This window comes from Shewanella sp. DC2-4, assembly GCF_013248875.1.
Classification (GTDB): domain Bacteria; phylum Pseudomonadota; class Gammaproteobacteria; order Enterobacterales; family Shewanellaceae; genus Shewanella; species Shewanella oncorhynchi.
This window is the reverse complement of the sequence record NZ_JABRVR010000002.1, coordinates 2,724,961-2,749,680: the sequence shown is the minus strand read 5'-3', so window position 1 is coordinate 2,749,680 and position 24,720 is coordinate 2,724,961. Positions and strand designations below refer to the sequence as shown.

Genomic DNA, 24,720 nt, shown 5'->3' with positions numbered 1-24,720 from the left:
TTTAAGCCTTTTTTGTGGTAGACGTAGTCGTTAAAAATGCGTTTATTCATCAATGCATTCGACCATAAATGTGCTTAGTCATTAATTGAATCATTAACTTAACATAAGTGTAGGCTTGGAACGATGCATTTTAGGTGCGGTTTACCTCTTCATCCAATGCCATTAATTCATGAGACGTGATTGGTTTATGAGCAATAAAACTCCATTAGTGTTTGCCATGGTTGCCGGAGAACTCTCAGGCGATATTTTAGGTGCAGGTTTAATGGCTGCGCTGCAAAAGACCCATCCCGATGCGCGCTTTGTCGGTATCGGTGGACCCCGCATGGAAGCCCTAGGCTTCAAATCCCTGTTTGCGATGGAAGAACTCGCAGTGATGGGAATCGTTGAAGTGTTATCCCGTCTACCTCGCTTATTAAAAGTGCGGTCATCCTTGATTAGAGAGATCACCGCGCTTAAGCCCGATTGTTTTATTGGCATAGATGCACCGGATTTTAATATAGGCCTCGAGCTTAAACTCAAAGCGCGCGGTATTAAAACCGTCCATTATGTGAGCCCATCCGTGTGGGCATGGCGCCCAAAACGTATATTCAAAATCGCGAAGGCGACCCATATGGTGTTGTCGCTATTGCCATTTGAGAAAGCTTTTTATGACAAGCATCAAGTACCTTGTACCTTTGTGGGTCATACCTTAGCGGATGATATTCCGTTGCGAAGCGATAAAGCGGCGGCGCGCCAGTTACTTGAACTCGATGCCGATGCAGAATATTTAGCGATTCTACCGGGATCCCGTGGTGGCGAGTTAAAGCAATTGGCCGAGCCTTTCGTAAAGGCGGCTTTACTGATTAAACAGAACTTCCCTGATATACGTTTTGTGACGCCACTGGTCAATCAAAAACGCCGTGAGCAATTTGAGCAAGCGCTGAAGGATTTTGCACCGGATCTCGAAATTCATATGGTCGAAGGTCAGTCGCGCGAAGTCATGGCGGCTGCCGATGGCATTTTATTAGCATCTGGCACCGCGACGTTAGAAGCCATGTTGGTCAAGCGTCCAATGGTGGTGGCTTATCGTGTTAGCCCTATGACCTATTGGATTGCTAAGCGCATGATGCAGGTCGAGCGTTTTTCTTTACCGAATCTACTGGCTGGAAAAGATCTCGTCCCTGAGCTCATTCAAGAAGATTGCACGCCAGAGAAAATAGCTGCGGCGGTCACAGTCGAGTTAAATCGAGATTTTACGCCGCTCAAAGCTGAGTTTGATGCCCTGCACCAAGTGTTACGCCGTGATGCGAGCTTAAAAGCCGCTGAAGCGGTAATGGCACTGGTTGAGCCTAAACCAAGTCATGCTAAATCACTGGAGGCTAACTAGTGGCAACTTTTAAAAGTTTAACCGACGCCGATTTGCTGGCCTTTTCGACGGGATTAATTGCTGGTGTGGATGAAGTCGGCCGTGGGCCATTAGTCGGCGATGTAGTGACTGCGGCTGTGATTTTAGATCCAAACAAGCCCATCAGTGGTCTGAATGATTCCAAGAAACTCAGTGAGAAGCGCCGCGAAGCTTTGTTTGATGAGATTTGTGAAAAAGCCCTGTGTTATCACGTGGGCCGCGCAAGTCCTGTTGAAATCGATACGCTTAATATCTTGCATGCCACTATGTTGGCAATGCAGCGCGCGGTTGCAGGGCTTAAAATTGCGCCTGCGTTGGTGTTAGTCGATGGCAATCGCAGTCCGGCATTTGTTGCCCATAATGGCGTCTCACTTACCAGTCACAGTATCATTAAAGGTGATGGTTTAATTGCCAGTATTAGTGCCGCATCGATTATCGCCAAAGTGACGCGGGATCGTGAGATGGATGTGCTCGATGCTGCTTATCCGCAATACGGTTTTGCTAAGCATAAGGGCTATCCGACTAAGGCGCATTTTGAGGCCATCGCCGAACATGGGGTATTTGACCAATATCGTAAAAGTTTCAAACCCGTCAAGGCATTACTGGGACTGTAAGCGCTGATTTTTAGCATTTGACCCAAACAAGCCGAAATAGGTATCTTGAGGTTGTTTGGGTATAAGTTCCCGTTATCCAGCAAAGTCACTGGCTCTGGCTGCGTGACTTTGTTAGTCTGCTTTCTAGTTATTGTTAACCTGCTATTCAAAGATAATCCTAATTATGTCCGATCCTCGTTTTGTGCATCTTCGTGTCCACAGTGACTTCTCTATGACCGATGGCGTGGCCAAGGTCAAGCCTATTTTGGCGCAGGTGGAAGCGCAGGGAATGGCGGCTGTCGCCTTGACTGACCAAAATAACTTTTGTGGTTTGGTGAAGTTTTACAGTGGTTGCCATGGTGCGGGGATCAAGCCGATTATTGGTGCCGATTTTTGGATGCAAGTGCCTGGATTTGACGGTGAATTATGCGCCTTAACCATCATTGCGATGAACAATGTCGGTTATCAGAATCTGACCCAAATCATCAGTCAAGCCTATTTGCGTGGCCAAGTGGCCGGCCGTGTAGTGATAGACCAAGAGTGGTTACTCACTTATAACGAAGGCATTTTGCTGTTATCGGGCGCCAAAGAAGGCGATCTGGGTAAGGCACTGCTCAAGGGCAATGGCACACAAGTCGAATCTTTATGCGACTTTTATCAGACCCATTTCACTGACCGTTATTTCCTCGAACTTATCCGCACAGGTCGCCCCGATGAAGAGCGTTATCTGCATATGGCTGTGGCCTTAGCGCAGGAGAAGGGCATCCCTGTTGTGGCCACTAATCAGGTGGTGTTTCTTAAACCCGAAGATTTTGATGCCCATGAAATTCGGGTGGCAATTCACGATGGCTTTACCCTTGCCGATCCTCGTCGACCTAAAAAATACAGTGAACAGCAGTATTTGCGTAGCGAAGAGGAAATGTGTGAACTATTCGCCGACATTCCTGCGGCGTTGGCGAACAGTGTCGAAATCGCTAAACGCTGTAATGTAACGATCCGTTTATACGAATATTTCCTGCCTAACTTCCCGACGGGCGATATGTCCATCGAAGACTTTCTGGTTGATTGTTCGAAGAAGGGCCTTGAAGAGCGGCTCGAGTTTTTGTTCCCTGATCCTGAGGTGCGCGCCGAGAAACGCGGCGAATACGATAAGCGCCTCGACATTGAACTTAAAGTGATCAACCAGATGGGGTTCCCCGGTTACTTCTTGATCGTAATGGAGTTCATCCAATGGGGTAAAGATAACGGTATTCCAGTAGGGCCTGGTCGTGGCTCGGGCGCGGGTTCACTCGTGGCCTATGCGCTTAAGATTACCGACTTAGACCCATTAGAATTTGACTTACTGTTCGAGCGATTCCTCAACCCTGAGCGGGTTTCTATGCCCGACTTTGACGTCGACTTTTGCATGGATAGACGTGATGAAGTGATCGACCATGTGGCCGAATTGTACGGCCGCGAAGCGGTATCGCAAATCATCACCTTCGGAACTATGGCGGCAAAAGCGGTTATTCGAGACGTTGGCCGTGTGCTGGGTCATCCCTATGGCTTCGTTGACCGAATTTCTAAACTCATTCCACCAGAACCTGGGATGACGCTGGCAAAAGCGTTTGAGGTCGAGCCAGCCCTGCAAGAATCCTATGATGCCGATGAAGACGTAAAAGATCTGATCGACATGTGTCGCAAGCTCGAAGGTGTGACGCGTAACGCGGGTAAACACGCGGGTGGTGTGGTGATTGCACCAACAAAAATTACCGATTTTGCGCCACTCTATTGCGATGCTGAAGGTAAAAACCCAGTAACGCAATTCGATAAAAACGACGTTGAAACCGCAGGTTTAGTTAAATTCGACTTTTTGGGTTTACGCACTTTGACAATCATTGACTGGGCACTGGAAATGGTGAACAAGGTCGAGGTCAAAAACGGTCGCCCACCTGTGCGTATCGAAGCGATTCCGTTAACGGATGCTGCATCTTTCCGCTTGTTGCAAAAATATGAAACCACGGCGGTATTCCAGTTGGAATCCCGCGGTATGAAGGATTTGATTAAGCGTCTGCAGCCCGACTGTTTTGAAGACATGATCGCACTGGTGGCATTGTTCCGTCCTGGGCCTTTGCAATCGGGCATGGTAGATAACTTTATCGAGCGTAAGCATGGGCGCGAGGAAGTATCGTATCCCGATTCTCAGTACCAGCATGAATCCCTAAAAGAACTGCTATCGCCGACCTACGGCATTATTCTGTATCAAGAGCAAGTGATGCAGATTGCACAGGTGTTATCGGGTTACACCCTTGGCGGCGCCGACATGTTGCGCCGTGCTATGGGTAAGAAAAAACCCGAAGAGATGGCCAAGCAGCGCAGTATCTTTAAAGAGGGCGCAATCAATAACGGCGTCGACGGCGACTTGTCGATGAAGATCTTCGACTTAGTGGAAAAGTTCGCCGGCTACGGTTTTAACAAATCTCACTCAGCCGCCTATGCGCTTGTGTCTTATCAGACCTTATGGCTAAAAACCCATTATCCTTCGCAGTTTATGGCGGCGGTAATGTCGGCCGATATGGATAACACAGATAAAATTGTGACCTTGGTCGATGAATGCGAGCGTATGGGATTACCGCTCATTCCTCCGGATGTGAACAAAGGCTTGTTCAAATTTACCGTTGATGATGATTTGCGCATTGTTTATGGAATTGGCGCCATTAAAGGCGTGGGTGAAGGTCCAGTTGAATCGATTTTAGAGGCCCGTAAAGATGGCCCCTTCGTGGATTTATTCGATTTCTGTGCCCGTATCGATTTGAAAAAGCTCAATAAGCGCGTGATTGAAAAGCTGATCTGCGCGGGTGCACTCGATACTCTTGGGCCGCATCGTGCGTCTATGATGGCAACCTTGCCAGAAGCGATTCGTGCCGCCGATCAACATGCCAAAGCCGAGGCGATTGGCCAACACGATATGTTTGGTTTGCTCAACAGTGAACCCGAAGATAGTAAGCAGCAGTTTGTCGAATGTACTCCATGGCCAGATAAAATTTGGCTCGAAGGCGAGCGCGAAACCCTAGGCTTGTATTTGACCGGTCATCCGATCAATCAATATTTAAAAGAGCTTAAGCATTACACGTCCGGTCGTTTGAAAGATGTGCATCCCACCGAACGCGGTAAAACTGCTAAGGCTGCGGGGTTAGTGGTGGCAACGCGAGTGATGCTGACCAAGCGCGGCTCGAAAATGGGCCTGTTGACGCTCGATGATAAGAGCGCACGTCTCGAAATCATGTTGTTTACCGAAGCCTTTGAAAAGTTTAATCATCTGCTGGAGAAAGACCGCATCCTCATTTGTGAAGGTGAGGTGAGTTACGATGATTTTGCCGGCGGCAACCGTATGACGGCGCGTAACATTATAGATATCAGTGAGGCGCGCAGCCACTTTGCCAAAGCGCTGGAAATTGATATGGATGGCAGCGAGTTAACGCCATCGGCGTTAGACACTTTCGAGCAAGCCCTAAGCCCGTGGCGTAACGGCGCTGTGCCTGTGGTGATCAATTACACTCAAGCTCAAGCCAAAGGTCAGTTTAGGTTAGCCGATGCTTGGCGAGTGAATCCGACCGATGACTTGATGCTCTCGCTCGAATCGCTCCTCGGGCCAAACAAGGTGAGAATTTTATTCTAATGTTGGTGAATGTCTTAGGTGTAAACAGATGAAGTTAACTTATGTCGGCTAAGTTTGACGAAGCATTGACTGCTGGCGATCTCAGCGCGCATATCTGTGATTTTTTGGCTGCGCAATCCTTAGCGCCTGACAGCAAGTTAGTACTGGCTTACAGTGGTGGGGTTGATTCCGAAGTCTTGGCCTTTGGTTTAAGCCAGTTTGCACGGCAACATCCGGAGTTTAATTATCAGCTAGTGTATGTACACCATGGCCTAAGCGATAACGCTGAGGCTTGGGCACAGCATTGCCTTGAGCGGGGCCAGTATTACGACCTGCCCGTGACGGTTGAGCGAGTCGCGGTTAATCGTGGACCAAGATTGAGCCTTGAAGCCGAAGCTCGAAAAGTCCGTTATCAAGCGATTGAACGGCATTTAAGCGAAAATGATGTGTTATTGACAGCTCACCATGAAGACGATCAGCTCGAAACTATTCTGCTGGCGCTCAAACGTGGTCAAGGCCCGAAAGGGCTGGCGGCCATGGGGCAAGTACAAGCATTAGCACAAGGCAAACAATTGCGGCCGTTATTGGATATCAGCCGTGAGCAGATTGAAGCCTACGCAAAACAGCAGGGCTTAGTGCATATTGAAGATGAAAGTAATCAAGACGATAAGTACGATCGAAATTTTTTACGCTTAGAAATCATTCCCCGCTTAAAAGCGCGTTGGCCGAGTATTGCGACAACTGCGAGTCGAAGTGCGGCATTGTGCGCCGAGCAACAGGCGACGCTGGATTTACAGGTGAGTGAACGTTTACCTTTATGGTTAACCCAAGCGCCTTACCATACTCAAAGTGTATTCAAGCTCGATAGTTTTGCCGAACAGTCAGCCGACTGGCAAGCGTTACTCTTGCGGGGTTTTATTGAATCCCAAGGTTTTGCTTTGCCCTCAAAGGTGCAGCTTAAGCAAATCATCACTCAGCTTCTTAACGCGAAAGACGATGCTAAAGTGCATATTCGAGTGGGTGAGTGTGAAATCCGTCGCTTTGCTAATCAAGTCTATTTATTCAAGAATCAAACTCACAAACGTCACACTCAGCCTGTGAGTTGGACCTTGCCACAGCATGACTTTATTTCTTTATTACAGGGAAATAGTACCGAATTAGTCGTGTCGCCTGCGGGCTTAGCGAATGGTGAGCAGATTAGGCTGATAGTGACAAAACAAGGTCCCAGAGTCCGTTTACCTTGGCCTGATGAAGTCATTAGTGTGCGTTATCAACTTGCGGGGCAATTTCGCTGCCACCCGCATTCTCGGGGTAAGGGGCGAGAATTAAAGAAACTGTGGCAAGAGTTTGCCATTCCGCCTTGGGTACGCGAAAAGGTGGGGTTTGTGTTTTATGGCAAGCAACTGGTGATGGCAATTGGACTGTGGGTTGAAAAGGGCTTTATTGTTGAGTCGAATGGACTTGGTTTACAGGTGTTTGTTGAGGAAGCAAAGGAATTCTAGTCGAGAGTCAATCTTGGAATATTGGTGTGTTCTAGGAAAGCGAGAGGAGAGTGGAACGCAGCGCGTCAGTTTGATTTAGACCTTTATGGGGTACGCGCTGCGAGTGAGTTATCGCATTTCATTTGGCATCCCTGCGCGTGTTAAACCAATTGATTTTGGCTGAGTTTATAGCAGTTACGTCCGGCGGCTTTGGCTTGATAAAGCGCCTTATCGGCAAGTTCATAAAGTTGTTCGGCTTCAATGGTATCGTGTGATTCTGCCGCCCCTAAACTACAGCTCACCCCAAATTGATTGAAACTACTGTGCTGATTGATTACCGAGACAATCCGTTCACATAACAAGCCAGCCGCATGAATATTGCCTTGGACAATAATGACGAATTCATCACCACCAATCCGGAAGGCTTGATCTGTGTTGCGTATGGTTGCACGAATGATGTCACCAAATTCCTTCAGAATATAGTCACCACATTTATGGCCGAATTTATCATTAAGTTGTTTAAAGTTATCAAGATCGAGCACTATGAGAGCGACTGCTCCTTGTTTTCGATGGGCTCTTGCGGTCGCATTACTGAGACTCTGACTGTAATAATGGCGATTGCCTAAGCCAGTGAGCGAGTCAAACATAGCTTGCATCGACATTTCTTGATATTGCAACGCATTTAATAAAGGTTGCAATAACAGCGGTTCAATATCCTGTAAGTTTGAGGTTTGTGATGGCGTAAATGGCGTCACCAGTTGGTACTGAATCGTTAATGGCATTCCTGCACACATGAGCTGTCGTTTGACGCTGATACCATAACGTTTGCCCCAGCTGAATTTGTGCTCACCATAGGTTAAGCGCACGCCTTGGATCGGCAAGTGTTGTCCCAGCACTTTGCCATAGCAGGCAAAGACTGTCCTAGGATCTAAACTGGCGTGCAGTTGTTGGATCACTTGTATTAAGTCCAATGTATTATCATTGGGACTGTAATGTTCTGTTTGATAGCGATATTCGTCGGGATACAGCTCGGTCGCTAGGCCAAAGTCCATAATCATCACTCCAGCAAATGTTAGTGCGATACATCTCTAACCTAGTCTAAGCAAATACCGTGCCGCAATATTTGTTAATAAAATTTGTCTTTGTTAGTCATTCAGTTAAGCTTAAAACTGAGAGTTAGATTTTTTGACACGTCAGCATTTTGACAGGAGTCATAGCGCCCAATGGAACATAGCTTTTTAATCCAAGTATTACTTATGCTCGTGATTGCCATTGTGGCCATTGCTGTGCTGCGCCGTTTGGGCCTACCCGCAATTCTGGCTTATTTACTCACAGGGGTCGTGAGTGGCCCGAGTGGTTTTCACTGGTTTACCCAGCATCAAATGCAATCTGTCGCCGAGCTTGGCGTAGTGCTGCTGATGTTTACTTTAGGCTTAGAGTTCTCTGTGCCGCGGCTGTGGGCCATGCGCCGCACTGTATTTGGCTTAGGCAGTGCACAGATGGTGATCACGACCCTGTTGACCATGGGCGTGGCCCTATTGTGCGGCTTGAATTGGGTTGAAGCCTTGGTTATCGGTGCTGCCATCGCGTTGTCATCTACTGCTATTGTCCTTAAATTACTCAATGAGCAAGGATGGCTGAGGCGCCGCCACGGCGAACTCTCCGTCAGCGTGCTTTTGTTCCAAGATTTAGCGGTTGTGCCGTTGTTGATCCTATTGCCATTACTGGCCAATGGCGGCGAACCTTTGATGGTCGCGGATATCGCCTTTGCCTTGCTCAAAGGCATATTGGCCTTTTTCCTCTTAATGGCGTTTGGTAAGTGGGCGTTGCCGCGGATATTTGATGAGGTTGCGCGTTCTCGCTCCAATGAGCTGTTTGTATTATCGACCTTAGTCGTTGCGCTTGTCACAGGGGCTTTTACTCAGTGGCTAGGATTATCTATGGCGCTGGGGGCATTTATGGCGGGTATGCTGCTGGGAGAAAGCCAGTATCGCCGCCAACTTGAGGCGGATATACGACCGTTTCGTGATCTATTGATGGGGCTGTTTTTCATCTCCATTGGCATGATGCTGGACTTTACCTTAGTGATACGTTTCTGGTGGCAGATACTGCTGATCTTAGTGGCTGTTGTGCTAGGTAAGGCGCTGATCATTCATGGCATTTTAAGATTAGTAGGTGAGCCTTTTCGAATTGCGATGAGTACGGCTATGAGCTTAGCTCAAGTGGGGGAGTTCAGTTTTGTGGTATTGGCTTTAGCGGTCAACTATCAACTTTTAAATAATGAGATCAGTACCATATTAGTCATGGTCGCCGTGCTTTCCATGGCAATAGCTCCTTGGTTAGTTCGTCATAGTGTGGATATTGCTAAGTGGGCGCTGGGGATCCGTCAGGCAAAGCATGTGGATGAAGCTGTGCCATTGATGATGGATGATCATGAGCTGGTGATGATTTTTGGTTACGGCCGAGTAGGACAAACCATTGCCCGTTTTTTAAAAACTGAAGCTGTACCTTATCTGGTATTGGATCTCGATCCAACGCGCGTCACTGAAGCGCGTCGTGCGGGCGAACCTATTTATTTCGGTGATGTGTGTAAACGGGCAATTTTAAAACAAATGGGCGTTAAACAGGCCAAGATGATCGTTATCACTTTTTGTGAGTCACGTAGTTTAGAAGAAGTCTTACCTTTATGTAAGTTATTGGCACCAGAGGCTAAAATTTTAGTTAGAACCAAAGACGACAGTGATCTAGACTTGCTTAAAAAGGCGGGAGCTAATCAAGTGATCCCAGAGTCTTTAGAGGGGAGCTTGATGTTAGTATCGCAGGTACTACACCAATGTGGTGTGCCATTGGCACGGATCCTAAAACGGCTAGAATCTGAGCGGCGCAATCATTATCAATTTTTACACGGCTTCTTTTCCGGTACAGAAACTGATTTTACTTTAGAGTCATTGCATGCGGTGGCATTACCGCGTGGGGCTGATGCGATTGGTAAAACCGTTGCCGATATCCTGTGGGAAACATTGAAAGTAGAGTTAAGGGCGATTCGTCGCAATGGCGCTGAAGTGGAACATCCTGAGCAGGACTGGGTTTTTCGTGCAGGGGATATCTTACTGATAGTGGGTAAACCACGACGACTTGAGAAAGCTGAGGCTAAGCTCCTACATGGCTAAAGGCCTGAGGTTCACTCTTTTGAGATGGATGAAAATGCAGATATAAAAATGCCGACATAGTGTCGGCATTTTTGTCTGGAACTTGTTAACTTAAATTAGACAAAGTCTAATTACAGAATAACTACGTTCGCAGCTTGAGGACCTTTTTGGCCTTGTTCGATGTCAAAAGAAACCTTTTGACCTTCAGCAAGAGTTTTAAAGCCTTCTGAAACGATTGCGCGGAAATGAACGAATGCGTCAGCGCCACCATTGTCAGGAGAAATAAAACCAAAACCTTTATCTTCGTTAAACCATTTAACTACACCAGTAGTTTTAGACATGAATGTCTCCAAAATTTTCAAACAAATAATTCGCAATTATGCGGTATGTTAGCCAGAAATAGAATTATTTACATTGATGATAAGTTATGAGTGGAAAGCTTCATGACAGCAAAAAAAATATTACAGGCGTAGCGAAGGTTTTCAAATACATAATATTGCTTATAAATAGGTCTGAATCACAGGCCGGAGTGCAGATTAACATACTCTAGGGGTTTGTATAGTTTTATTTTTAAATACTTCTCATATTGAAACTGCTTTTTTGCGACTTATTGAGTGCGGAATTAGATATAACTCTTAATATTCAAAGCAATAGGTTTTATGTTTGATTGTTATCTAGTGTAAAAGTTTTTTTATGTTTGCCACGACTGACTTGCGATTAACCTTTCAATCCGTTCCATTAGGTTTAAATGCGGCTTGTATGCTTAGGTAAGGATTCTGTCATGATTCGTTACGTTATTGAATTGTTGCTTATTTGTGGTTAATGGTATTCTCGTCATCCAATAAAAACGTGCTTGAGCTATGGATTCAGGGCGATAACTTTAGATTGAATATAATAAGAATGGAGAATGACGTTGAAAACAGTACTAAAACGGATTGGACTCGGCAGCTTAGTCTTAGTGCTGTTATTAGTGGCGCTGGCCGCCCATGAATGGTTTGCGAAAAAGCCGTTTTTCTTTCGCGCATTTCTAGACCGCAGTGTGGTCAAGATGGCTTTCGAAAGCCCTGAGACCTTAACCTCATTGGGTTTCTTAGAATCGGTAGGGATTACAGGCCATAACGCCGAGTTGGATGACGATAGTCCAGAGGCGATGGATAAGACTTTCGCGCAAGTGCGAGATCTGCGTGAAACCCTATTGAGCTATTCCGATGCGGATTTAGATGAAAATCAACGTATCTCCAAGGATATTGCCCTATATCTTGCCGATTTCGCATTGGTCTCTGAGCCGTATCGTTACCATAACTATCCGCTGAATCAGTTATTTGGCGTGCAAAACGGGTATCCAAGCTTTATGCAGGCGCAGCACCAAGTGCATTCTGTGGGCGATGCAGAAAATTATCTGTCGCGTTTACAAAAGGTGAAACTTAAGTTTGCGCAAACTCTCGAAGGTTTAAAAATTCGTGAGGCTAAGGGGATTATTCCGCCTAAGTTCGTGATTGAGCGGGTGCTCACCGAGATGAATGATTTTGTCGCGACGCCAGTGCAAGACAATATTCTCTACAGTTCCTTCAAAACTAAATTGGCTGACACGGATATCAGTGCCGATGAGCAAGCACGGTTATTGGCAGCGGCGGAAGCGGACATTAAAGGTTACGTGCATCCAGCGTATCAATTATTTATTGATTATTTTACCCAGCTACAAGCCAAAGCTGGGACGGATGATGGTTATTGGGCGCTGCCTAATGGCTCCCTTGCCTATGAGCAACTGCTGAAGTTCTTTACGACCACTAATTACACTGCGGATGAAATCCATGCCAAAGGGCTCGCAGAGGTAGATCGCATTCAAAATGAAATCATGACTATTTTAGCCGCTGAAGGTTACGATATAAGCCAAGGTTTCTCGGTCGCGATTGAAGCATTAGCCGCCGATCCTAAGTTTTACTACGAGGATAGCGATGCGGGTAGGGCGCAAATCCTCGTTGATTATCAAGCGATTCTTGATGAAGTGAATGCGGGACTCGGTGATGCCTTTCGTATTCGACCCGAAGCGGGCATGGAAGTGGTGCGTATTCCTGAATTTAAAGAGAAAACAGCACCGGGTGCCTATTATCAGCAGCCCGCGATTGACGGTAGTCGTCCAGGGCGTTTCTATGCCAATTTATATGATATCAAGGCCACGCCTAAATACGGTATGCGCACTTTAGCCTACCACGAGGGGATCCCTGGGCATCATTTCCAAATTGCGGTGGCGATGGAGTTAGAAGGTATGCCACTTATTCGTAAGATGGCGCCTTTTACGGCGTACATTGAAGGTTGGGCTTTATATAGCGAACGTTTGGCGTGGGAGCTCGGTTTTCAAAAGGATCCCTTTGATAATATTGGTCGTCTGCAGGCAGAGTTGTTCCGCGCTGTGCGTCTAGTGGTAGATACAGGTATTCATCATAGCCGTTGGACTCGCGAGCAAGCGATTGACTATATGAAGAAAAATACTGGCATGTCCGATCGTGATGTCACGGCAGAGATTGAGCGTTATATCGTTATGCCAGGTCAAGCGACGGCTTATAAAGTCGGCATGATGAAAATTCTCGAACTGCGCGAAAAAGCCAAGTTGGCCTTAGGTGATAAGTTCGATCTCAGGGATTTCCACGATGTAGTTCTGAAGAATGGTGCAGTTCCTTTGGATATCTTAGAAACATTAGTCGATCGCTACATTGCTGATAAAAAAAGTGCTGATAAAAAAAGTGCTGATACAAAAAAGGCTGAGGCTAAAGCCACTGACGCTAAAGCGAAAATTTAGCGTTTGGCGGTAACAGTTAATGCTTGGCTATTAATAGTAAAGCATTGTTTATCAATTGCTTATATCTAAGTAAGGCCAGTTCCATGTCTGCGGATAAGTTTGTTATTTTATCCTGCGGGCATGGTGGGGCTGTCTATCGTGGCTATCATTCTGGCTTTCGGCCAAGGCTTTCAATACAATCCCACACAACTTATTGATAAATGTCGCGCGGCAATGGCTTACTATTGCTCGGAGTTGATATTTTTAGTTTCAAGGTTTTTACATGAATCGCTTGTCCCCCCAAGATCCTATCCAATTGACTCGAACCACGATTGAGTCATTATTCACGCCGCCAACCTTAATGCGCGCCCGTGATTATGTGATGAAAGGACGGGTGTTGAGCGCCAAAGCGAACGCCGATTTTCGTCATATTGAAGGTCGTGTCATGGGGACGGAATCCCAGCCCTATCGGCAGGATATTCGCCTTGTCAGCATGAACCATAAGTTGATCATGAATGGCTTCTGTTCATGTCCCGCCACTGGGCATTGCAAACATATTGCAGCCGTACTTTACAGTTTACTGAGTGATAGAACCGTTGAAGATCAACGTATTGCTCAGTGGTTACATCTGCTAGACGAAAGTGATGATCTCACGGTTTCAAATGTTGATTTACTCTACGACGATCGCGTGCTGTACGTGTTATCTAAAGATGATAACGGTGTCTTTCTTGAGCTAAGAAAAGGCAAGTTGGCGAAGAATGGTGGCTATAACAAAGGCTCGAAAATCGCTTTATCCGACGTGCAATATTACATGCCCGCTTGGATTGGCGCTGAAGACGTGCTCATCATCAATCTCATCATGTCAACTCGTCGCCATGGTGCCTCTCGCCTGTATCTTAAAGCTCAGTTAGGTGCCATGGCACTGGAAAAAATGCTCGTCACTGGGCGGTGTTTTTGGGAGGAGAGTCGTTTACCGCTCACCCGAGGTGAAGCGAGCAAGCCTGAATTCATTTGGCTAGATAAGGATGCCGAGCATAAACAAATGCAGTTAATGCTGCCCAATAAAGACAATTGGGAGCTTATCCCCTGTGAGCCACCGACTTATATTGATTTAGATTATTTTAAAGTGGGCGCATTAGACACAGAGATCAGTGTTGAAAAGCTGTTATTACTCAGTCAGATGCCGCCAGTGCCTAGCTCTCAGATTGAACTGGTGAGCCACAAACTGATTAAGCATTTTTCGGCGAAAACGGTACCTACGCCTGCTTTGATTGATTTTGTCGAGCTGCAAGTGCCGCTTCAAGTTAGGTTGACCTTAACCTCGCAGGATTTACCTGAGTTTGCTATGGCGCAGCCATTAGTGCTGCTGGAATTTGTCTATCAAGATGTGGTGCTCGGCGGCCAATATCCCGACGAGCCCTTGTCCTTAGTCACTCATCAAGGCAAAACCTATCAAGTCGCGCGTCAACTCGATGCGGAAATGGATGCGATTAATCGTTTGATGGCATTGGAACTGATCGAGCTTGCGCCTTCTTTTATCCCTAACAGTGGCAGCTATGTCAGTATTTGGGGGTTAGGTTCACTGCCTGAAACGATTGATGCTTGGTTGCACTTTATTCAACAGGAAATCCCGGCGCTAGAGGCTTTAGGTTACCAAGTGCATTTTGCCGACAATTTCAGCTTAAATGTCATTGATACTCCGCTGGCGATTGAGCTGGATGATACGCAAGAGGGCTGGTTTTCTCTGTCACTGAATGCTGACATTGATGGTCAAATAGTGCCTATGCTGCCCTTAATTGCCACTTGGCTTAAGCAGTACGGTGAGCCCGCCGATGATGCAGAACTGCTGTTACCCAGCCCAAATGGTGATTGGTTAAAAGTCAAAGCCAGCGTGATTAAGCCGCTGATCAGCATTATTTTAGAACTATTCGATAGCCACAAAGGCAATAGCGTGTCTTTGCCTAAATACCGTGCCCACCTATTAAATGATTTTGCCGACAGTGATATTCGTCTGCTTAATGGTGAACGAGTGCGCAGTTTAGCGACTAAGCTCGAAAATTTTAACGGTGTGTTAGAGGTCGCAGTCCCAGACAACTTAAATGCTGAGTTACGTCAGTATCAACAGCAAGGGTTGAATTGGCTCTGTTTCTTAAAGGAATATCAGCTTGGCGGTATTTTGGCCGATGATATGGGGCTGGGTAAAACCATTCAAACCTTGGCTTTTTTACTTAAGCAGCAAGAACTAAAATCCACGGTGGCAAGTTGTTCACCGAGTTTAATTATTTGCCCAACGAGCTTGGTGGGCAATTGGGCGAAAGAAGCCGCGAAATTTGCGCCATCGTTAAAGCTTGTCGTCATTCATGGCGCCTTGCGTAAGCCTTTGCTCGAACGCTTAAATGAGTTTGATATTGTGGTGACGACCTATCCGCTGATCGTGCGCGACAGTGACTATTATCAACGGCAGGTGTTTGAACATATCGTGCTCGATGAAGCACAGCAGATAAAAAATGCGCAGGCGAAAGTGACTCAAGTGATTAAAGATCTTAAAGCGCCGTTTAGATTGTGCCTGTCGGGTACGCCGCTTGAAAATCATTTGGGTGAACTTAAGTCTTTGATGGATTTTTGTTTGCCCGGACTACTCGGCACGAATGTTTTTTTTAACAAATCCTTTAGGCACAAAATTGAACGTTATGGCGATATGGAGCAAGCGCAAATCTTGAGTCAACGGATTGCGCCTTTTGTGCTGCGCCGAACCAAAGATGAAGTGGTCGGTGAATTACCCCCTAAAACCGAAATCTCCCAGAGCTTAGAGTTAGAAAAAGATCAGCGAAATCTCTACGAGAGTATTCGACTGGTGATGGAGAAAAAACTGCGGGATTTATTTGCCACTCAAGGCGTTGGTAGCAGTCATATTGAGTTTCTCGATGCCTTACTTAAGCTACGCCAAGCCTGCTGTGATCCGCGTTTGGTGAAGTTAGAGCAAGCGCAGAAAGTGAAGAATAATGCTAAGTTAGATTGGCTGAAACAGAACTTACCAGAAATGGTGCAAGAGGGGCGTAAGATATTGATTTTAAGCCAGTTCACTAGCATGCTCAGCTTGATTGAAGCTGAGCTGGTGGACTTGGGGCTCGATTACAGTAAGCTCACAGGACAAACTCGCCTGCGCCAAGCGCAGATAGATAAGTTCCAAGAGGGCGACACGCCTGTGTTCTTAATTAGCTTAAAAGCGGGCGGCACTGGGCTCAATCTCACCGCGGCGGATACTGTGATCCACTATGATCCCTGGTGGAATCCGGCGGCGGAAAAACAGGCTACGGATAGAGCCCATCGTATCGGCCAAGATAAGCCTGTGTTTGTCTATAAGCTGATTGCAGAAGGTACAGTAGAAGAGAAAATCCAAGAAATGCAGCAGCATAAGCAAAGTCTGGCGGACAGTATTCTCGAAGGTAAAGGCAAGGGCACATGGCAAGGAAGCGCCGATGAACTGTTATCGCTCTTTAGCTAAATCGTGGCCAGTTTTTCTAAATTGATTGAATCATTTGACTGAGGTGAACCATGCAGTACCAAGTCGACACTCATACCCATACTGTGGCTTCGAGCCATGCTTATAGCACGATTCATGACTACTTAGCGGTGGCAAAGCAGAAGGGGATTCGCCTATTTGCCACCACAGATCATGGGCCTGCGATGGCCGATGCACCGCATTTTTGGCACTTTGTGAATTTAAGAGTTTTGCCACGTATGGTTGATGGCGTCGGGATTTTGCGGGGTATCGAAGCCAATATCAAAAATATCGACGGCGAGATTGATTTCTTTGGTGATTATTTAAAGCAGCTCGATATTGTGCTCGCAGGATTTCATGAGCCCGTCTATCCTCCGTCAGATAAAGCGACTCACACAGAGGCCATGATTAATGCGATTAAGAGCGGCAAGGTTGATATCATTACTCATCCGGGAAACCCCGCCTATCCAATTGATATTGAAGCCGTTGCCCGCGCCGCTGCTGAATACGGTGTGGCGCTCGAAATTAACAATTCCTCCTTTGAAGTGTCCCGTAAGGGCAGCGAAGCCAATTGCACTGCGATTGCCAAAGCGGCCAAGGAATTTGGCACGATTTTAGTTATGGGCTCTGATTCCCATGTGGCTTTTAGCTTAGGCGGTTTTGCGCGGGCGCAAGCGATTATCGATGAAGTGGCTTATCCGCCATCACGATTACTCAATCGTAGTCCTTCAGCACTCTTAGCCTTTTTAGCCGCCCGTGGCCATGAAACCGTTGCTGATTTGATCCCCTTATTCAGTGACGATGAGCCATGCTGTTGATTAGTGATGAAAATAGTGGCAACTAAAGTGACGCCACTTCAATGCGGGGCGGCGAGTGCCACAGACGCTAACACTCCTCAAGTGGTGTTAATCACTGGTGCGAAGAGTCAGCTCGCTCAAGCCTTGCTGAGAGTCGCTGCCGATATTGGTGAGCTAGCCCCAAATACCAGCACAAGTACAAGTACAAGTACAAGTACAAGTACAAGTACAAGTACAAGTACAAACTCAGTCGTACCACTTAAGCTTTATGCGCTAAGTCGTAGTCAGTTAGACATTACCGATGCCGCCAATATTGCTGCCGTGTTTACTCAATATCGACCAAGCTGGGTGATAAATTGTGCGGCCTATAATGCAGTGGATGCTGCTGAGCATGATGCAATCGAAGCGAATGGCGTGAATGCACTCGGCCCTGAGTTATTGGCGCAGCAATGTTGGCTGTCGGGGGCGCGCCTACTGCATGTGTCGAGCGATTATGTGTTTGGTGGTCATGCTGTTTGTGATGTTAGAGAAACTGGCGCTGAGCAGTATCAAAATCCAGACTCAGCTTCAAATCATTTACCAAGGCCATTTGTTGAAATTGATGCTCCCGAGCCGTTGTCTGCTTACGGTACGAGTAAGTTGCTCGGCGAGCAGAAGGTATTGGCGGTTCTGGGCGAGGATGCAACGATTGTGCGTACCTCATGGCTCTACGGTCAAGATGGGCATAATTTTGTCCAAACCATGCTGAACTTGATGCGCACTCAACCAAGCTTGGAGGTGATAGTCGATCAAATCGGCTGTCCGACGTGGAGTGATGCACTCGCTAAGGTGATTTGGCAATTAGTCATGCAACAGTGCTCGGGCGTATTTCATTACAGCGCCCAAGGCCAATGCAGTTGGTATGAATTTGCCTGTGAAATCCAGCGACAAGCCCTAGCGCTCAATCTGTTAAGTCAACCTGTGGTTATCCAGCCGATTACCAGCGCTCACTATGCTAAACAAGCATTAAATCGCGGCGTGAGTTTGGCAAAAAGACCGAGTTATAGCGTGTTGAATAGTGCCAAAGTACAGTCCGCTTTGGCTGTCAATACCGCACTGCCTATGCCTGATAACGTCGTATGGCAAGATTGGCGTCAGCAACTGAATTGCATGTTGCGACGCTATCATGACGATAATTAGCGTGACTCACATTTGGGTTTAGGCAGCTTTAATCACGATTTAAGCGTTTACGTCATCGTAGTGATTAACGCTTTCGAAAACAATAAGCCCACCAATAATCAGATTTAAGCGACAAATGTAGACTATCAATATGAAAACATAGGCTGTGAATACGAATGCAACTGGACTTAAGCCTCTTCTCAGCGCCAATGGCTTGCCTTAGTATCGTAATCACTTTGTTTATCTGTGGTTTTGCGCGCCGCGGTTTAAGCCGCGAGTCTTAGTCTATTTTGCTTGATGTATGATGAATTTGTTCTAAATTCCCCTTGGATGACAATGGCATAATGCCAAGATATTTAATGCATTAAGGAAGTTTCAGTGACAGACAAGACGACAATAGCGCAGACATTGACCAAACAAGATCTACTGCAAGTGGTCGCGATTGCCAAAGCCGCAGGCGATGCCATTATGACGGTTTATGGTCAAGATGACTTTTCGGTGAGCCATAAGGGGGACGATAGCCCTGTGACGGCGGCCGATTTAGCCGCGCACCACGTGATAGTGGCGGCATTGGCAAAGCAATTTGTCGGTATTCCTATTATGTCTGAGGAAGCGGCGGATATCGCGTGGGACGTGCGTAGTCAATGGCAAACCTATTGGTTGATTGATCCCTTAGATGGCACTAAGGAATTTATTAAACGCAATGGCGAGTTTACCGTCAATATTGCGCTTATCCATCAAGGGGTTGCTATCGCAGGTGTAGTATATGCGCCTGTGCTCGATACCTATTATTACGGCGCTAAGCATTTAGGTGCATGGCGTCAACAAGCGGGTCAAGAGAGCCCCTTATTGGGCGCCAACACGCCACGCGAAATGCCGATGATTGTCGGCAGTCGCTCGCACTTGAGCTCAGGCTTAGCGCAATATTTACAGCAGTTTGGTGAGCATGACATCTTAAGTGTAGGGAGTTCGCTTAAGTTTTGTATGTTGGCTGAAGGCAGTGCCGATCTGTATCCCAGACTTGGCCCAACCAGCGAATGGGATACCGCAGCGGCGCAAGCTGTGCTCGAAAGTGCAGGCGGCACAGTTGTCTGTTATGACTCAGGTGAACCATTAACTTATAATCAAAAACCTGACATTTTAAACCCTTACTTTATTGCCACAGCTCCTGGCTGGGTAAAATAACGATTGCCTTGCATCAATCTCACTTGATGAAAGGGCAAGCTAAACACTGGAGTGGTAATTCATGATGCGCATGGGCGTCGATTTAGGCGGAACAAAAATAGAATTAGTCGCACTGAGTGATGAGGGCAATGAGCTATTTCGCAAACGTGTGACGACGCCACGTGACTATCAGGGCACGCTTGCTGCGGTGGTTGATTTAGTTAAGGAAGCGGAAGCGACTCTTGGCGAGAAAGGCACTGTCGGCGTGGGTATTCCAGGTGTGGTATCGCCCTATTCAGGTTTAGTCAAAAATGCTAACTCGACGTGGATCAATGGTCAGCCCCTCGATGTACATTTAGGGGAATTGTTGCAGCGTGAAGTGCGGGTTGCCAATGATGCAAACTGTTTTGCGGTATCAGAGGCGGTCGATGGGGCAGCCGCTGGCGCTTCTGTGGTGTTTGGCGTGATTATTGGTACTGGTTGTGGCGCGGGTGTGGCAATTAACGGCAAAGTTCACGGTGGTGGTAATGGTATCGGCGGTGAATGGGGTCATAATCCTTTGCCTTGGATGACCAAGGAAGAGTTCAATACCACCCGATGTTTCTGTGGCAATCCCGATTGTATCGAGACCTTTATCTCTGGCACTGGCTTTGTGCGTGATTATAATGCGGCTTTGACGGCAGCAGGTACAGTGCGTGCTCCTGCCAAATCAGGTGCCGATATTATGTTGTTAGTCGATGGAGGTGACGCCATTGCGGTTGCTGCGTTTGATCGTTATATGGATAGACTCGCTCGTTCACTCGCCCATGTGATCAATATGCTCGATCCCGATGCCATAGTGTTGGGCGGCGGAATGTCGAATGTCGCGGCGATTTACCCAAGATTACCAGCATTGCTGGCCCATTATGTGGTGGGGCGTGAGTGTCATACGCCTGTGGTGCAGAATCTATACGGTTGTTCATCGGGTGTGCGCGGTGCCGCTTGGTTGTGGGAAAAGTGATCCATTATTGAAGATATAAACTCAACCAGTGAACTCATTACGCTATGAAATCAACGTCTAGTGATATCAGAGTCTTGTAAATAATAGCCCAGTAAAACGCTGGGCTAGCTTTATGTGCGATGTATTCCCCCCGTATTTTGATGCTATGATTGCGCTCCTTTGGATTGCTTGGCATGGACATCATGTTTTGGGTTAAGAAAGTTGTTTCACAGGGGATAATGCCGATTCCCTTTATCCTATTGTTATTACTGATTTCTTTTCTAGTATGGCGCCGTCGCAGTATGGCGAAATACTTAGTATCCTGCGCTTTTTTTCTCTTACTGTTTTTAAGCAGTCAACTGAGTGTGAATACCTTAGTGCGGCCATTAGAATCAGCTTACCCGATTAATTCCTCGCCCATCGCAGGCGCTTGTTTTGTGATGGTATTAGGTTCAGGGCATGCTGATATAGTAGGAGCGACTGCGGTGCAATCCTTATCAGACGTCGCCCTTACAAGGTTAACTGAAGGCATTCGGCAACTTAAGTTGGGTCAAGAGTGTATGTTGATTGTCAGCGGCTGGGGCGGTGAACTCACTCAATTTTCCCATGCTGAAATGATGGCTAAAGCCGCGGTAGAGCTAAGTGTTGATAAAAGCCGAATTATTCAATTTCCACTGGCGCGCGATACGATAGAAGAAGCGCAATACTTAAAGTGGGAGTTAGGGGAGGAGCCCTTTCGCTTAGTCACATCGGCCACTCATATGCCAAGAGCGATGGCTATTTTCGCCGCTAAAGGCTTACACCCCGATGCTGCTCCAACGGATTTTATTGGCCGAGATGATTTTTGGTGGCGGTTAACCGCCGATAATTTAGTGGCTTCTCAACGGGCGATTCACGAATACATTGGCCGTTTGTGGTTATGGATAAAGGCCGTCAGTTAAAGGTGTAGTTTGCCGAGTTCAGTCTAAAGATAGTGAGTTTTAACAGGAAGATGAACAATGACAATTGAGTCAGAAATAGTATCAGTGCGTCCTTTATCGAAACGAAATGGGTTAACCTTAACTTGGCTGGGAGGCTTAAGTCTGGTGCTGGGTTTGGGACTGTTTCTGACGTGGCCGGCCTTGTTTGCTGTCGGTTTGATGTTTTTTAGTTTGGGCGCGATTTCATTAATTCTCGGTTTAGCCAAGGTGTATGAGCCGGAAACGACTCTAGCATTAGATGACAAGGGGCTGACCTATTTTCATCGCCGCGGCAAAGTGTCTATCGATTGGAATAATATTCAGCGGGTCGATATTCCGCGGGTAACTAATGGTTTAGATACTATAGAGTTATCTTATTTAGGCATTAAACTGAAACATTTAAATCCCATTCTCGATAATATTTCCCTGCGTCTAGCAACAGGATTATTAACTGAACAGCGACCTTTGCTGGTGACAGCCGCCTCTCAAGATGCAGACTTAGCGACTTTAGAAACTTATCTCGGCGCTGAGTTTGGCCCTTTAGTGATAGAAGGGGATCGCTATCGTGGCGTATTAGCTATGTTTGGGCATCGCTGCGTGATGTTAGATACGCGTTTAGGGTATCACTTGTATATTCCCCATGACAGTTTAGATAGGGAACCTAAGGACTTTATCAAGTTACTTAGACAACGTATCGCGCAATGTAGCCGCTCAGCTGGTTAAGTCTACAATCTCAATTGAAGATCATCAGCAATAAAAAAGGGGACCCTAGGGTCCCCAATGAGTTGCAGAGATTAAAGTTTGGGTTGTGCAGGGGCAACCCAAAGGTACTAGTGTGCTACCTCTGCGTGTACCTTATCTACACCGTAGGTTTTACCTTCAGCATGACAAGTTGCGCAAGATTCTACTGGTAAGTTAGGATCTGTCATTGCGTCAGCTTCAACCACAGCACCGTTACTTCTAAAGTGAGCGACAGCCGCTGCATCAGAGTGAGCGTGACAGCTACGGCATGATTCAGCTACTGGGCTAATGTAGTTGCTACCCACTTTGATTGAACGTTTCTCAGAGGCTAAACCACCGTCAGTCGCAAACAGTTTTGCATCATCTTTGTGACATGCAGAACATGCAGTTTCTGGTGATGGATAACCGACTAATTCACCATTGGCATCGCGGAAGATCCCTGCGATAACATCAAAGTTACCACTGTGGAAACGGTGAGCGACGGTGAATAAGTCTTTGTTATTGAAAGTGACTTCTGGATTAATGACTTTGCTACCGTCTTCACCTTTAGAAACCACTGTTTTATGGCCTGATGCACCCGTTGTATCGTTGTGACAGTTCATACATTGATCAAAAGTGTAAGTTCCGTGTCTGGTGCCCTTGATATAATCTAAGGTGCCGTGACAGGCGTTACATTTTGCTTCTTCTACGGTAATTCGAGCAGGATCTGTCATTCGAGCTTTAACTACTGCAGAAGCATCTAAGCTATAGAATTTAACAGGAGCAGTGTTACCAATTGGATTTGTTGGGCCAAATTCAAGTCCTGTGGCATTACAGCTACTCACTTTACCTGCTTTGATACAGACGTTGGCTTCTGAACTGACGTAGATAGTACCTACAGCTTGGGCATCGGGAATATCTTTTACGAAGGTTAATACACCATCGGCCAGCGTACCATTTTCAAGCTTAAGAGCGATTGCTGTTGGTTTGACATCTCTCCAAGCATAAACAGTACCATCAGTAGTTACGTTACCCAGTAATAAGCCGTTAGCCACAAACATACCAGTAGGGTTAGTTGTCGCGTTATACACTTTTAAATCGGTTCCGTTAGGAATTGCAGCGCCATTCATGGTCACATTGGCTTTTAATGTCAATGTTTTCATTCCAGGTGCTGCTGCTGAAGTCACTACTGCAGCACTGGTAAAGTCAACTTTGAATAGGCTTGCATACTCAGCGCGTTTACCGACACTGTGTACAGCTTCAGGTGTTAAGCTACCGCTGCCATGGCAAGATTTACATTGAGTATCATCAGCTTGGGCTAAACCAAATTCTGAATGGTTTTCGCCAGTGGTGAAGTTCACATTGATATGACAACCCACACAAGCTTGTGCATAAATATTGGTGTTATAACTTGGTGCACCGTCATGACAAGATTTACATTCTTTCAAATCAGATGGGAAACCAACTTCACCGAAATATTCTTTTGCTTCGCCACTTAAGCTGTCACTGATGTGATGACCTGCGTGGATCCTATGGATCATGGGGGCAAAATCAAATACCCAACCTTCGGCCAGTTGTGCGTCACTTGGAACGAGATCAGGGTTATGGCAAGTTACGCAGTTTTTAACATCTTGGTAGTTATGGTGGGCTTCAATCTTCGCGATATGGCCGTCTACTTCACCGTGACAGTTTTTACATGCCGCACTAGATACTGTGTCTTTACCCGATATACCTAATTCATCTGTTGCAGGGATAAAATCAACGGGTACAGACAAAATCTTGTCAGATAGGACGACACCTGTACTATCGGCGATGTTGTAAGCACGTAAAAAGACTCTGTGTACTGCGTTTGGATTATCATTTGGATTGATGATTGGCGCTGCGCCACCATAAGTCCAAGTTGCTGTGTAAGTGCCTGGCGTCGCTGTATCTTCGGTTAAAGTACAAGCGTTTTTAGTTCCGTTCAGGCCGTTTAGAGTACAAGTTAACGAAGTGCCAGCGGCATTTGCCGTGGCATTATTTTGCCACTCAATCGGCGCGCCAGTACCTGAGGTGTTTTCATTTGCTGTTAAAGAATAAATTGCAATTTTATCCAGTCCTTTGAAAGGGACTACTTTGCCTGCATTTTTACCCGTAACAGTAAATTTAACACTGAAGCCTTCACTGCTAGTCACTTTAATGTCAGCAGGACTTAATGTGAATGCCAGATCTGTAATGGATTGGGCTGTCGTTGCGAAGGAACCCGCAGGGGCTCCGGGTGTACCTGGTGTTCCGGGAGTGCCTGGTGTTCCGGGTGTACCTGGTGTGCCAGGTGCACCATCTTGACCATCGCTTCCGTCCCCGCAGGCGGTAAGACTTAAGGTACTGACGAGAGCCAGTGCCAGTAGAGATTTATTGTAGTTTTTCATCATCGCGTCCCTT

At 46.6% G+C, this 24,720-nt stretch carries 16 protein-coding genes; 13 read left to right on the top strand and 3 right to left on the bottom strand.

The window, feature by feature from the left end; genetic code table 11:
- Positions 1-187 precede the first annotated feature (187 nt).
- From lpxB to tilS, 4 genes are all read left to right on the top strand, one after another.
- On the top strand, positions 188-1,366 hold the full coding sequence (gene lpxB, locus HQQ92_RS12855) for a lipid-A-disaccharide synthase (RefSeq protein ID WP_168823178.1): 1,179 nt from the start codon (positions 188-190) through the stop codon (positions 1,364-1,366).
- Positions 1,366-1,998: a ribonuclease HII gene (gene rnhB / locus HQQ92_RS12850; protein ID WP_173245837.1), complete on the top strand. Its 633-nt coding sequence runs from the start codon at positions 1,366-1,368 to the stop codon at positions 1,996-1,998. The genes lpxB and rnhB overlap by 1 nt, the downstream gene beginning before the upstream one ends.
- A gap of 163 nt (positions 1,999-2,161) precedes the next feature.
- On the top strand, positions 2,162-5,635 hold the full coding sequence (gene dnaE, locus HQQ92_RS12845) for a DNA polymerase III subunit alpha (protein ID WP_173245834.1): 3,474 nt from the start codon (positions 2,162-2,164) through the stop codon (positions 5,633-5,635).
- 41 nt (positions 5,636-5,676) lie between these two features.
- Positions 5,677-7,116, top strand: coding sequence for a tRNA lysidine(34) synthetase TilS (tilS, locus tag HQQ92_RS12840; RefSeq protein ID WP_173245831.1), 1,440 nt, complete (start codon positions 5,677-5,679; stop codon positions 7,114-7,116).
- A 140-nt stretch (positions 7,117-7,256) separates the two neighbouring features.
- Here the strand turns inward: tilS and HQQ92_RS12835 are convergent, their stop codons facing one another.
- Positions 7,257-8,147, bottom strand: coding sequence for a GGDEF domain-containing protein (locus HQQ92_RS12835; RefSeq protein WP_173245828.1), 891 nt, complete (start codon positions 8,145-8,147; stop codon positions 7,257-7,259).
- Positions 8,148-8,318: 171 nt separating this feature from the next.
- On the opposite strand from HQQ92_RS12835, the gene HQQ92_RS12830 reads away from it, so the two are divergent.
- Positions 8,319-10,265 (top strand): monovalent cation:proton antiporter family protein, encoded by a 1,947-nt coding sequence (locus HQQ92_RS12830; RefSeq protein ID WP_173245826.1) that lies wholly within the window; start codon positions 8,319-8,321, stop codon positions 10,263-10,265.
- 110 nt (positions 10,266-10,375) lie between these two features.
- Here the strand turns inward: HQQ92_RS12830 and HQQ92_RS12825 are convergent, their stop codons facing one another.
- The gene (locus tag HQQ92_RS12825) at positions 10,376-10,585 is read right to left on the bottom strand and encodes a cold-shock protein (RefSeq protein ID WP_006080998.1); all 210 of its coding nucleotides are present in this window, start codon (positions 10,583-10,585) and stop codon (positions 10,376-10,378) included.
- Positions 10,586-11,151: 566 nt separating this feature from the next.
- Here HQQ92_RS12825 and HQQ92_RS12820 point away from each other — a divergent pair.
- From HQQ92_RS12820 to HQQ92_RS12785, 8 genes are all read left to right on the top strand, one after another.
- Positions 11,152-13,041, top strand: coding sequence for a DUF885 family protein (locus tag HQQ92_RS12820; RefSeq protein WP_254306329.1), 1,890 nt, complete (start codon positions 11,152-11,154; stop codon positions 13,039-13,041).
- 262 nt (positions 13,042-13,303) lie between these two features.
- Positions 13,304-16,525, top strand: coding sequence for a DEAD/DEAH box helicase (locus HQQ92_RS12815; RefSeq protein ID WP_173245823.1), 3,222 nt, complete (start codon positions 13,304-13,306; stop codon positions 16,523-16,525).
- A 50-nt stretch (positions 16,526-16,575) separates the two neighbouring features.
- The gene (locus tag HQQ92_RS12810) at positions 16,576-17,340 is read left to right on the top strand and encodes a phosphatase (RefSeq protein ID WP_028760589.1); all 765 of its coding nucleotides are present in this window, start codon (positions 16,576-16,578) and stop codon (positions 17,338-17,340) included.
- 6 nt (positions 17,341-17,346) lie between these two features.
- Complete coding sequence (rfbD, locus tag HQQ92_RS12805; RefSeq protein ID WP_173245820.1) at positions 17,347-18,498, top strand: dTDP-4-dehydrorhamnose reductase; 1,152 nt, start codon at positions 17,347-17,349, stop codon at positions 18,496-18,498.
- Between the two features lie 357 nt (positions 18,499-18,855).
- Entirely contained in the window at positions 18,856-19,662 is an 807-nt protein-coding gene (gene cysQ / locus HQQ92_RS12800; protein WP_173245817.1) for a 3'(2'),5'-bisphosphate nucleotidase CysQ, read from the top strand.
- Between the two features lie 61 nt (positions 19,663-19,723).
- Entirely contained in the window at positions 19,724-20,641 is a 918-nt protein-coding gene (gene mak, locus HQQ92_RS12795) for a fructokinase (RefSeq protein WP_173245814.1), read from the top strand.
- A gap of 218 nt (positions 20,642-20,859) precedes the next feature.
- Positions 20,860-21,561: a YdcF family protein gene (locus HQQ92_RS12790; protein WP_173248661.1), complete on the top strand. Its 702-nt coding sequence runs from the start codon at positions 20,860-20,862 to the stop codon at positions 21,559-21,561.
- A gap of 57 nt (positions 21,562-21,618) precedes the next feature.
- Positions 21,619-22,302 (top strand): DUF2982 domain-containing protein, encoded by a 684-nt coding sequence (locus HQQ92_RS12785; protein ID WP_173245811.1) that lies wholly within the window; start codon positions 21,619-21,621, stop codon positions 22,300-22,302.
- A 107-nt stretch (positions 22,303-22,409) separates the two neighbouring features.
- On the opposite strand, the gene HQQ92_RS12780 is transcribed toward HQQ92_RS12785, so the two are convergent.
- Positions 22,410-24,710, bottom strand: a complete 2,301-nt coding sequence (locus tag HQQ92_RS12780) for an OmcA/MtrC family decaheme c-type cytochrome (protein WP_173245808.1) — start codon at positions 24,708-24,710, stop codon at positions 22,410-22,412.
- Between the last annotated feature and the right edge of the window lie 10 nt (positions 24,711-24,720).